We start from the raw sequence: 10874 nt of genomic DNA on the forward strand, positions 1-10874 counted from the left end.
CTCATTCTCCTACTTGGCTTAAATTTCTTACTACTTCTCCGGCAATCAAAAGACCTGCCGCAGGAGGTACGAACGATACACTCCCTGGAACACTTCTTTTTCTCTCCGTCGGATCTGCTTTCTCCTTTTCCTTGTCATTCCCATCATAAATAGGGATCGGTTTTTCCGGAGAATAGAGAACTTTCAAATGAAAAATCCCTCTGCTTTTTAATTCCTTTCTCATCACTTTACAAAGAGGACACATACTCGTCTTAGACAGATCCGTGATCTCAAATAATTCTGGATGCAGCTTATTCCCCGTCCCCATACTGCTGATGATCGGAATTCCATATTGGCGCGCCGCCTGTACGAGCGCCAATTTTGCTGTCACTGTGTCGATCGCATCAACAATATAATCATACCTTTCCTCAAAAAACTGTGCTATATTGTCCGGCAATACAAAAGTTTCGTATGTCTGCACTTTAATAGACGGACAAATATCCTGTATCATCTCTTTCATTACTTCTGTCTTAAATCTCCCGATCGTACTGTGAAACGCAACTGCCTGCCGGTTGATATTGGTCAGGTTTACTTTATCACTGTCTACTAAAGTCAGTTTCCCTATACCGCTTCTTGCCAGCGCCTCTATGCAGTGAGAGCCGACGCCCCCTACACCAAATACGATCACAGACGCTCCGTAAAGTCTCTCCATTCCCTCTTTTCCCAGTATACGTTCTGTCCTAGAATATTCATGCGTCATTATATCTACCTCTTTTTCTAATCTAAAAGCAGCTCATCTACAGTCACAAATTCAAACCCTCGCTCTTTCAGTATATCCACGATCTGCAGCGCTGCCTCCACAGAACTTTTATAACAGTCATGCAACAAAATCATATCATTTTCTTCTGCATCCGTCACTACTTTACGGACAATTTCCTCTACATTTTCCGTTGTCCAATCGAGCGGATCCACGCTCCACATAACCGGGATTGCTTCAATTTCTTCATTTAGTTCCTCTCTCCAAGAACCAAATGGAGGCCTTACATACTCCACTGTTTCACCGGTGATTTCTTCAATCAGATCACTCGTTTCCTTAAGTTCAATAAGCGCCTGTTCTCTGCTTAGGCTGGTCAATTCTACATGATGAAAAGTATGATTTCCAATTAAATGTCCATCCTCATACATCTGCTTTACAATCTCTTTGTTCCCTTCTTTCTCGATATTGCAGCCTATCAGAAAAAAACTAGCTTTGACTCCTCTCTCCTTTAGCCCTTCCAGCAACATAGGTGTATATTCCATACTAGGACCGTCATCAAAAGTAAGCGCTACTTTGGGTTTTATCCTCTGATCTTCCGTGTCTGCCTCATCTTCTGTCTCTATATTTTTCGATTCGGTCCTTACTGCTTTCTCTATACGCTGCCTATTTTCTCCTTCCTTTGTTTGAACAGTAAAAGGAATACAAACGGGCAGCAATAAAAATACATATACCATCCCCACCGCCTGTACCATTCGCTTTAACTGTCCTTTTTCAATTCTGTCTTTTTTCAAATCCTTCACTGCCCTTTTTATTTTGATTCAAAATACCTTTTTATTTCTCTTCAAAATATATGCATTGTAATTCTTATTTATTGATGTTATAATAGTTTAGTTAATCTACAGTATACAAAGGAGGATTATCATGGACGCTATCCAGTCTAAAGAAAACAAAATGGGAGTCATGCCTGTTCCCAAACTTCTGATCAGTATGTCTCTCCCTATGATCATTTCTATGCTTGTACAAGCCTTATATAACATTATTGACAGCATGTTTGTTGCACAATTGAGCGAAGATGCCTTAACTGCCGTATCACTTGCATTTCCCGTACAGAATCTTATGATCGCCATCGCGACTGGAACCGGGGTCGGAATCAATGCTTTGTTGTCCAGAAATTTAGGGGAAAAACATTTTGAAGAGGCAGATTTAGCCGCACGAAACGGAATTTTCCTCGGATTTATCAGTTTCATCTGTATCGCTGTATTCGGGACTGTTGGTTCCCGTTTCTTCTTTGCTGCGCAAACAGATAATGCTGTCATCGTAGATTACGGTACCCAATACATGCTGGTCATCACGATTATGTCGTTTGGCATCTTCTTGGAAATTACTCTTGAACGTCTCCTGCAGGCTACAGGCAAAACTTTTTATACCATGATCACACAAGGCACCGGCGCTGTCATTAATATCATCCTGGACCCCATTTTGATCTTCGGTCTCTTTGGTTTTCCAAGACTGGAAGTTGCCGGGGCAGCTCTTGCTACGGTTTTCGGACAGATCGTAGCTATGTTCCTCGCTTTGCTGTTTAACTGCCGCAAAAACACAGAGTTAAATCTGAATATGCGAAAATTCCGTCCTGATAAACGAATCATATCCATAATCTATAAAGTAGGCGTTCCTTCTATTATCATGCAGTCTATCAGTTCCATCATGGTATTTGGCATGAACAAAATATTGATGCCGTTTTCTTCCACTGCTACAGCTGTATTCGGCGTCTATTTCAAATTACAAAGCTTTATTTTCATGCCTGTATTCGGTCTGAATAACGGAATGATCCCGATCATCGCTTATAATTATGGCGCCAGGAATCGAAAACGTATCCTCTCTACGATGCGTTTGAGCATCTATATCGCTGTTAGTATCATGTTGGTCGGATTACTCATATTCCAACTACTGCCGGGCAGCCTATTAAAATTGTTCGATGCGTCACAGCACATGATAGAAATTGGAATCCCGGCTCTCCGCATCATCAGCTTAAGCTTTCTCTTTGCCGGATATTGTATCATCATGGGCTCTGTTTTCCAGGCACTCGGAAACGGTGTATACAGTTTGATCATCTCCGTCGCAAGACAGCTGCTCGTTATACTCCCAGTGGCCTATATATTCTCCAAGATATGGGGATTAAATGCAGTCTGGCTTGCGATCCCTATCGCAGAGATTGCCTCCGTAGTATTATCCACATTACTTTTCAAACGGATTAATCGATTGAAACTCAAACCACTAAAAAACAATATAGAAATTTAACGAAGCAACAAGCAGTGCGAAAAGAACAGATCATGCCATGTGTCATGCTTGCATGTAAACAGGGTATGATCTGTTTCTTTTCATTCGGCGACTGCCGATAGCGAAATGAAGCGGAAGCGGAATTGAGCTAACACTGCGGAAGTAATCAAAGAAATATGAAGTCAATTAAATTTATATTCTATTTTTCTTTTTTCTTACGCTATGCCCAAATGTTCCGATCTTTTTTCCCAAATTTAAGTATTCCCCATGAGAATATGCAATAAGACCGGTTTTATTTAATTCGAATTTATTCTGTTTATTCAAAAATTCTTCGTCCGCCTGCACTGCCTGTACGTTTGCCAGGAACATATGATGACTTCCTAATTCTTTTATTTCTGTAACCTTGCATTCAATATTGACCGGACTTTCTTTGATCACCGGCGCCCATTTCAAGCTGGACGGTGTTTCTGGCGTCAAAGAACATTCTTTCCATTTATCTACATTCCTGCCAGAACGCACTCCGCAATAATCTGCTGCCCTGAGCAGTTTCTCTGTCGTAAGATTGATCACAAATTCACCGGTCTCTTGGAGCATATGGTAGGAGTATCTTTCCGGTCTTACGGAAATATATACCATCGCCGGATTTGTACATACAGTTCCCGTCCAGGCAACTGTCAAAATATTTGTATTTCCTTTTCCATCAGCTGTACTGACCAATACTGCCGGAAGTGGATACAGCATATTCCCTGCTTTCCATATTTGTTTTGCCATTTTTATCTCCTTCTATCTATTGCTGAAGCGCTCCCACCAAAGTAGGTACAAGCTGTTTTTTACGTGAAACGACTCCTTTTAAGATCAAATCTGCCGTATCTGCTCTCAAATCATATGCATTAATGATTTTTTCCCTTGCCTCCATACCACAGCACAATAATTCAGATGATTCTGCAATAATGTCAGTCAGCATAAAAAATATCATATCCAATCGATGATTTTTCCGCGCCTTCTCCAAATGAGGAAGCACAATCTCCTTAATCTCTTTTAGTTCCTCCGCACTCATGGAATTTACCTGTCCCACGCCAAAAACGGTGTCGTTTACAGTAAACTGTTTAAAATCCAAAAAGCAGATTTCTTCTGCTGTCTTCCCTTTCAAGTTGCTTCCTGCATGGAACATCTCCTGCGCCAGCTCTTCAATCTCGATTCCTGCTATCTTGGCAAGAGTTCTCGCGCTTTGTTCATCCAATGGCGTACAGGTAGGAGAACGGAACATCAGCGTATCTGAAATGATCGCAGAACATAAAAGAGCTGCGTTCTGCGCATCCACCAGTATATCCTCTTCCTGATACATCTGATAAATGATCGTCGCCGTACATCCGACCGGCTGATTTCTAAAAAATACAGGTCCCATTGTCTCTATACTGCTAAGTCTGTGATGATCAATGATCTCCAGAACTTCTGCTTCTTCTACCCCGTCTACAGCCTGATTTTTCTCATTATGATCCACTAAGATAACTTGTTTTTTTCGGCAGTTAAGCAGCCGCCTGCGAGAAATAAATCCCAAGAATTTCCCCTTGCCGTCCAATACCGGGAAATCACGAAACTTTTTTCGTGCCATCACTTCCTTTACATCATCTACATAGTCTCTCATCTGAAAAGTGATCAGTCCGTCTTTACTCATGAAATGTCTGACCGGTATACTCTGATTGATCTGTCTTGCTACTGTAAATGTGTCATATGGTGTCTGGATAATGACGATTTGCTTCTCTTCCGCCTGCCGGATGATTTTATCCTCTATAGGCGCATTATGACATGCCACGATACATCCTACATTTGCATCAATTCCATATTGCTGTGCATCCGGGCGGTCCCCCGTGATCAAAAGATCATTTTCTTTAATAAATTCTGACATCAAAATCTTACTGGAAGAAGCAATTGCAACTTTCCCTTTCTGTAAATAACTATGCGCATTCCCTGTAATGACTTTTCCGCCCACCGCACTGGCGATATTTCTGTACTGTGTTCTCGCTGTAGAAAGTATCGTACTGTCATATACATCCATATAAGATGTAGCAATATCGCCTATTGTAATTACCCCTTCCAATTTTCCATTTCTAGTAACGGGAAGTGTTTTAATATTTAAATCTTTCATTTCAGCCCAGGCTGTTTTTATTGAGACGCTTCCTTGTATACCATCCACATGTCTCAATTCTACATCTTTGATCTGCACACGCAGATCGGATAAAAGCGCCGGTGTTTTCACACCGAACCGTTCCAGGACATATTGTGTTTCTTCATTGAGCTGACCTGCTCTGCGCGGCGTATGCTCAACACCCGTAAGCTTGGTTTTCAAACTTGCGTAAGCAATTGCTGAACAAATGGAATCTGTATCCGGATTTTTATGTCCTACAACATATACTTTTTTACTGTTTTCTTCCTTTTTCATATTTCCTCTTCTCCATCATCCCTGTCGAACATATTTTTGATGCTGTCAGGATATTTTCTAACGTGTTAACAGCACAACAGTGTCTGCCTGCTTATCTTATTTTTATATTATATGTATACAAGATAAATGTACCTATAGATTGCCATTTTTTAGTCCATTCGTCAACCCTTTTCCCTCCTTGCATGCTGTCTCTTTGCCACATAATGAAGATCTGCCGCTAACTCTGTCATACTAATTGCATCATTTTTTTAAGATTGCATTGATTTTTTAAGATTTCCTGTCTTTTTATCTATACATATGCTATACTGGTTTTATGGAAAAAAATTAGATTGAGGTGCTACAATGAGCGAAGAATTAAAAGAAGAATTACAGACAAACGAACAAGCAGAAACAATGGCAGATTACGAGGAACATTTTGATGATGCCAATCCTTGGAACCGGGTTGCAGAATATATGGAAAACAAGACAATCCTTCCTGTAAAAGTAGAAGGTGTCGTAAACGGCGGCGTAATTGCTATGGTAGAAGGACTCAGAGGTTTTGTTCCTGCTTCCAAACTTTCTCTGTCTTACATTGAAGACTTGGAGACATATCTTTTAAAAGATATTGAAGTCCGCGTCATTGATGTAGATCAAGCTAACAATCGCTTGGTCCTCTCTGCACGTGAGATCCTCAAGGAAAAAGAAAAACAGGCGCAGAAAGAGAAAATCGCAAATATCAAGATCGGTACTGTCATGGAAGGTACTGTTGAGACACTCCAGAACTATGGGGCATTTGTTAAACTGGAGAACGGACTTTCCGGCCTTGTTCATGTCTCACAGATTTCACAGAAAAGGGTAAAATCCCCTTCCGACGTCCTGCATACAGGAGATAACGTAACTGTAAAAATCATCGGTGTAAAAGATGGAAAAATTAGTCTCAGTATGAAAGCCCTGGAAGAAGTCCCTGAAGAAAAAGTAGAAAAAGTGGATATTCCAAAGAGCGAGAATATCGGCACAAATCTCGGCGATTTGTTTAAAAATTTAAATCTCAAATAAGCATATAAAAATTCCTGACAGCGGGATATTTTAGTCATCCTGCCGTCAGGAATTTTTATTTAATCACATACATTCTCCAAAATCTCTTCCAGAGCATTTTTACTGCTTGTATGACATCTCACTATATCTGCATTACATCTTCCTGCCTCTTCCACTGCGCAACGCACCATTTTATGTGACACCGTATTTGTAAAAAGAACAATTAGATCCGGTTGTCCAATCTGTTTACTTAAACTCGCTGACATCTGCGTAAAAACTTTCGCCTTACAGTTATACTGTTTACAGATTTTTTTATACTGACAGATCATCCTATCATGACCACCAATAATTACTACACTCATAATAACCTCCTTCATTTTGCAGATATAGCAGTGCCTACACAAGTTAGTTTTAACTAACTCATATCTATATAATACATGAATTAAAAAATAATATCAATACAATTTCATGATAGTATTTTTCATTATGTACAATATAAATTTACTGAACTTTTATTTTCGTTATTTTCTGGTCTTTTACATAACCGCACCGCCGCAGTCCCTCCTGAAGCACTTTATTCAAATTGTCTGAAGATAACTGAAGGTTCGTTTCATCATCTAATACGATCTTACAAGTATATTCAAAATGACAACTCTCAGAGCAATTTACTTTATACATGTTCTTTCTGCTGATCACTCCAATCTCTTCCAACGCATTTATCATTCGATAAACAGTTGCAGCACCTATATGTTCATCCATTTTTAATGCCTTATAATATATCTCTTTACAGCTGGAGCATTCATTTTCCAAAATAATGTCGATCAACATGAGACGTTGTTTTGTGATTCTGCATCCATTTTCCTTTAGCTGCTCTAAAAGCCGCTCTTTTCTGCTCATAATGGCCTCCATTTTATCTATACCAGTCACTATGATATATTAGTCACCCCAAATCCTGCTTCTTCTATGGCTTGCTTTAACTCCTTCTCACTCACTTCTCGATCATAAGACACAACTGCGCTGCTGCTGCTTAAACTCACTTGTGCACGAACTCCCTCAATCTTATTGATAGCTCTTGTTACGCTATTCACGCAATTTTCACAATGCATGCCAGATATTTTAATCGTCTTTTTACCTATCACAGGACCACCCAGAATTTTCTCCTCTCTTGTTTCCGCTAAACTCGAGCCACCGCCGCAGCAAGATCCTTCCCCCTTAAAATGTTTGACCGAACTTTTTAATGCTGCCCCGATCAAAAGAACTACAACTATTACTATTATTATATCTGCCATAACAATCCCTCTTACTTTTCTTCATCATTTCTTCTATGACTGCGATGCCTCTTGATCCATAGATAGCCTTGATATATAGATGCTCCTACAAGATAGAGGAGCAAAAATGCTCCAAAGGCATAGAGCGTAGAACCTGTTGCGTTTCCCATATCACATCTGCCCTTCTTTTGTTTTCGCCGCTGCTTCTGAACTGCTGCCGCAGCCTAAACACTGTCCACAGCTGCCGCTGCAGCCCGTACACCCTATGTGCCTGCCCGCTTTTCTATTCTTATATCCCCTGTATAATAGAAAAATACAATATACTGCTATAAGTACCAAAATCACAACATTTGCTATCATACAACACACCCTCCTTTACAGGAAAAGCCGAACACTTTCCCGTATCCAGCTTTTCTTGATTTTCTTTTACACATTCTGTACAGAACGTTTTGTATAAACTTTCTGATTTTTGTATGGATCTGGCCTGAACAGCAGGCTCAAAATCAAGAGCGTTAATAAGATACCTACCGCCGTACCAACTGTAAACATTCCTCCTGCCGCAAATGAACCAAGCTGATATACGCAAAGCGCAATGACATATGCGAATACATTCTGGAATATAATAGCAAACCAAAACCATTTTCTTGACTGCATCTGCTGCGCCATCGTAGCAATGGCTGCCAAGCATGGAGAATCCAGCAGATTGAACAAAAGGAACGAAAAGGCTGCCATCGTTGTCGGGAACCAAGCTCCTACACCTGCTGCCACATTCGCCGCATCTTCTACATCTCCCTGTACACTTGCCAGTGTTCCCATCGTAGATACGATTGCTTCTTTTGCTGTAAATCCAGACAAAGAAGCGGCAACTGGTTCCCAAGAGCCAAAACCAAGCGGTGCAAAAATTGGAGCGATCACTCCGCCGATCATAGCCAGAATACTATCTGCACTATCCTCAACCAATCCAAAACCACCTTGCGCAAATCCATAACTGCTCAAAAACCACATAACAACACATGCCAGGAATAAAATCGTTCCCGCTTTGATAATAAAGCCCTTTAATCTTTCCCACACATGAAGAAGAACTGTTCTTGCCTGAGGAACATGATATTGAGGAAGTTCCATAACAAAAGGCGCTGGTTTGCCAGAAAACAGTTTTGTCTTCTTCAGGATGATTGCCGATATAAGCACCGCCGCAATCCCGATAAAATACATAAGCGGAGCAATAAAAGAACTCTCTGCATATCCGGCAGCTTCTCCCGCGATCACTCCCCCCATTAAGGCAATAACCGGAAGTTTCGCTCCACATGGTATAAACGTCGCTGTCATAATAGTAAGGCGTCTATCGTTATCCTGCTCGATCGTTTTAGAAGCCATAATACCTGGGATCCCACATCCAGAAGAAATCAGCAATGGGATAAAACTTTTCCCCGACAAACCGAAATGCCGGAACACTCGATCCATAACAAAGGCAATACGGACCATATAGCCACAGTCTTCGAGTATAGAAAGAAACAGGAACAAAATTGCCATCTGAGGCACAAAGCCAAGTACTGCACCGATTCCACCTATGATCCCATCCACAACCAGACCATATACGACAGCGCCTGTCCCAACACTCTCAAGAAATCCCCCCACAGCATTTTGGACTGCTACGACAAAAACATCATTTGTCCAGTCTGTAACCAATGTACCTACAGTTGTAACAGATACATAATACACAGCCCACATGACAAGAATAAAAATCGGAATACCAAGGATACGGTTCGTCACGATCCGATCGATCTTATCGGATGTCGTAAGCCGCTCTTTTCCTTTTTTCACGGTTGTCGCAACAATTTTCTGTATATATTTATATCTCTCATCTGTCACAATACTTTCCATATCATCATCATGCTTTTTCTCAATCTTACTTCTCAGATTTGAAATAGCATTCTTCGCTTCACCGGATATTTGCACGGTTTTGACAACTTTACTGTCGTTTTCCAGAACCTTCAGCGCATACCATCTCTTCTTATCCTCGGAAACAGAATCCGGAAGCGCTCCCTTCACCTCTTCAATTGCGTTCTCCATTTCTTCTGAAAATATTTCACCTGGAAACTTTGCTTCTTTTTTCTTTGCAACTTTTACAGCTTCGCCGATCAATTCTTCTAGTCCCGTCTGTTTCAGGGCAGATGTTTCTATGATCGTACATCCGAGCATCATGGAAAGACGTTTTGTGTCAATCTTGATCCCTCTTTTTTCAAGAAGATCTGCCATATTCAGCGCAATCACAACCGGAACTCCGGTTTCTATAAGCTGCGTTGTCAAATACAAATTACGTTCTATATTCGTGGCATCCACAAGGTCAATAATAACATCTGGATCCTCGTTCAGCACATAATCCCGGCTCACCACTTCCTCTAATGTATATGGAGAAAGCGAATAGATACCCGGAAGGTCTGTAACAATAATCTCCTCACCTTTCGTTTTCTTGCCTTTTACCTTCCCCTCTTTTTTCTCGACTGTAACCCCCGGCCAGTTTCCTACATACTGATTCGCACCGGTCAGCGCATTAAACATTGTAGTTTTTCCACAGTTTGGATTTCCCGCAAGAGCGATCTTGACTGCCATTCCTTTTACCTCCTTAAAGTCTGTTGTTGAATTATGCTATAGAACACTATTTCACCTGCACACATTGAGCATCATTTTTTCTGACAGAAAGCTCATATCCCCTTACAGTAATCTCTACCGGATCGCCAAGAGGAGCCACTTTTCTGATATAAAGTTCACTCCCCTTCGTAATGCCCATGTCCATTATACGGCGCTTATAAGCGCTGTCGCCTTCAATTTTGGTAACAACAACACTGCTTCCTACTTCTGCCTCTCCTAACGTCATCCTCTTTATCTCCTTTCCTAAATGTAAATATTCTTTTATATGTACGGCAAAGCGGTCTGTTTAGATCATGATATGCCGCGCCATATCAGCATTAACAGCAATTCTGGAATCTTTAATATTCACTATCACATTTCCGCTGATCACAGACAGCACCGTCACCTTCGCACCAGCTATAAACCCCAGATTTCCCAGGAAACGCTTTGTCTCTTCATTTCCTCTTACTTTACGTATCGTATTTACTTTTCCAATCTCAGCCATTGTCAA

14 protein-coding genes are annotated in these 10874 nt (G+C 40.9%); 2 read left to right on the forward strand and 12 right to left on the reverse strand.

The window, feature by feature from the left end:
- Nucleotide 1 precedes the first annotated feature (1 nt).
- Both WKT01_RS01945 and WKT01_RS01950 read right to left on the reverse strand, forming a co-directional pair.
- The gene (locus tag WKT01_RS01945) at nt 2-739 is read right to left on the reverse strand and encodes a tRNA threonylcarbamoyladenosine dehydratase (RefSeq protein ID WP_059069960.1); all 738 of its coding nucleotides are present in this window, start codon (nt 737-739) and stop codon (nt 2-4) included.
- Nucleotides 740-756: 17 nt separating this feature from the next.
- Nucleotides 757-1527 carry a polysaccharide deacetylase family protein gene (locus tag WKT01_RS01950; RefSeq protein WP_340311356.1) on the reverse strand — a complete coding sequence of 257 codons (771 nt, stop codon included), beginning with the start codon at nt 1525-1527 and terminating at the stop codon, nt 757-759.
- 130 nt (nt 1528-1657) lie between these two features.
- Here WKT01_RS01950 and WKT01_RS01955 point away from each other — a divergent pair, with 130 nt between their 5' ends.
- Complete coding sequence (locus tag WKT01_RS01955) at nt 1658-3034, forward strand: MATE family efflux transporter (protein ID WP_340311357.1); 1377 nt, start codon at nt 1658-1660, stop codon at nt 3032-3034.
- Nucleotides 3035-3205: 171 nt separating this feature from the next.
- Here WKT01_RS01955 and WKT01_RS01960 read toward each other — a convergent pair whose 3' ends face one another.
- Nucleotides 3206-3784, reverse strand: a complete 579-nt coding sequence (locus WKT01_RS01960; RefSeq protein WP_340311358.1) for a flavin reductase family protein — start codon at nt 3782-3784, stop codon at nt 3206-3208.
- 16 nt (nt 3785-3800) lie between these two features.
- Nucleotides 3801-5453: a putative manganese-dependent inorganic diphosphatase gene (locus tag WKT01_RS01965; protein ID WP_340311359.1), complete on the reverse strand. Its 1653-nt coding sequence runs from the start codon at nt 5451-5453 to the stop codon at nt 3801-3803.
- A gap of 342 nt (nt 5454-5795) precedes the next feature.
- Between WKT01_RS01965 and WKT01_RS01970 the strand changes: the two genes are divergently transcribed.
- Nucleotides 5796-6488: a S1 RNA-binding domain-containing protein gene (locus WKT01_RS01970; protein WP_117975879.1), complete on the forward strand. Its 693-nt coding sequence runs from the start codon at nt 5796-5798 to the stop codon at nt 6486-6488.
- Nucleotides 6489-6547: 59 nt separating this feature from the next.
- Here the strand turns inward: WKT01_RS01970 and WKT01_RS01975 are convergent, their stop codons facing one another.
- From WKT01_RS01975 to WKT01_RS02010, 8 genes are all read right to left on the reverse strand, one after another.
- Nucleotides 6548-6829 (reverse strand): DUF2325 domain-containing protein, encoded by a 282-nt coding sequence (locus tag WKT01_RS01975; RefSeq protein ID WP_117975878.1) that lies wholly within the window; start codon nt 6827-6829, stop codon nt 6548-6550.
- A gap of 139 nt (nt 6830-6968) precedes the next feature.
- Complete coding sequence (locus tag WKT01_RS01980) at nt 6969-7364, reverse strand: Fur family transcriptional regulator (protein WP_059069972.1); 396 nt, start codon at nt 7362-7364, stop codon at nt 6969-6971.
- Nucleotides 7365-7393: 29 nt separating this feature from the next.
- Nucleotides 7394-7756: a heavy-metal-associated domain-containing protein gene (locus WKT01_RS01985; RefSeq protein WP_117975877.1), complete on the reverse strand. Its 363-nt coding sequence runs from the start codon at nt 7754-7756 to the stop codon at nt 7394-7396.
- An 11-nt stretch (nt 7757-7767) separates the two neighbouring features.
- Nucleotides 7768-7905 (reverse strand): hypothetical protein, encoded by a 138-nt coding sequence (locus WKT01_RS01990; RefSeq protein WP_340311360.1) that lies wholly within the window; start codon nt 7903-7905, stop codon nt 7768-7770.
- Nucleotide 7906: 1 nt separating this feature from the next.
- Nucleotides 7907-8095 (reverse strand): FeoB-associated Cys-rich membrane protein, encoded by a 189-nt coding sequence (locus tag WKT01_RS01995; RefSeq protein WP_059069976.1) that lies wholly within the window; start codon nt 8093-8095, stop codon nt 7907-7909.
- Between the two features lie 66 nt (nt 8096-8161).
- Nucleotides 8162-10345, reverse strand: a complete 2184-nt coding sequence (feoB, locus tag WKT01_RS02000; RefSeq protein WP_340311361.1) for a ferrous iron transport protein B — start codon at nt 10343-10345, stop codon at nt 8162-8164.
- Between the two features lie 46 nt (nt 10346-10391).
- Nucleotides 10392-10610, reverse strand: a complete 219-nt coding sequence (locus tag WKT01_RS02005) for a FeoA family protein (RefSeq protein ID WP_117975875.1) — start codon at nt 10608-10610, stop codon at nt 10392-10394.
- Nucleotides 10611-10670: 60 nt separating this feature from the next.
- Nucleotides 10671-10874: FeoA family protein (locus WKT01_RS02010; protein ID WP_340311362.1), on the reverse strand; the 204-nt coding region annotated here is incomplete at its 5' end.

The organism is Mediterraneibacter sp. ICN-202921, from assembly GCF_037890075.1.
GTDB lineage: Bacteria > Bacillota > Clostridia > Lachnospirales > Lachnospiraceae > Mediterraneibacter > Mediterraneibacter massiliensis.

Coding starts and splice junctions, on each gene's coding strand:
- WKT01_RS01960 (WP_340311358.1), bottom strand. CDS start 3,784: ATGGCAAAACAAATATGGAAAGCAGGGAATATGCTGTATCCACTTCCG.
- WKT01_RS01995 (WP_059069976.1), bottom strand. CDS start 8,095: ATGATAGCAAATGTTGTGATTTTGGTACTTATAGCAGTATATTGTATT.
- WKT01_RS01955 (WP_340311357.1), top strand. CDS start 1,658: ATGGACGCTATCCAGTCTAAAGAAAACAAAATGGGAGTCATGCCTGTT.
- WKT01_RS01945 (WP_059069960.1), bottom strand. CDS start 739: ATGACGCATGAATATTCTAGGACAGAACGTATACTGGGAAAAGAGGGA.
- WKT01_RS01970 (WP_117975879.1), top strand. CDS start 5,796: ATGAGCGAAGAATTAAAAGAAGAATTACAGACAAACGAACAAGCAGAA.
- WKT01_RS01990 (WP_340311360.1), bottom strand. CDS start 7,905: ATGGGAAACGCAACAGGTTCTACGCTCTATGCCTTTGGAGCATTTTTG.
- WKT01_RS02005 (WP_117975875.1), bottom strand. CDS start 10,610: ATGACGTTAGGAGAGGCAGAAGTAGGAAGCAGTGTTGTTGTTACCAAA.
- WKT01_RS01965 (WP_340311359.1), bottom strand. CDS start 5,453: ATGAAAAAGGAAGAAAACAGTAAAAAAGTATATGTTGTAGGACATAAA.
- WKT01_RS01975 (WP_117975878.1), bottom strand. CDS start 6,829: ATGAGTGTAGTAATTATTGGTGGTCATGATAGGATGATCTGTCAGTAT.
- feoB (WP_340311361.1), bottom strand. CDS start 10,345: ATGGCAGTCAAGATCGCTCTTGCGGGAAATCCAAACTGTGGAAAAACT.
- WKT01_RS01985 (WP_117975877.1), bottom strand. CDS start 7,756: ATGGCAGATATAATAATAGTAATAGTTGTAGTTCTTTTGATCGGGGCA.
- WKT01_RS01980 (WP_059069972.1), bottom strand. CDS start 7,364: ATGAGCAGAAAAGAGCGGCTTTTAGAGCAGCTAAAGGAAAATGGATGC.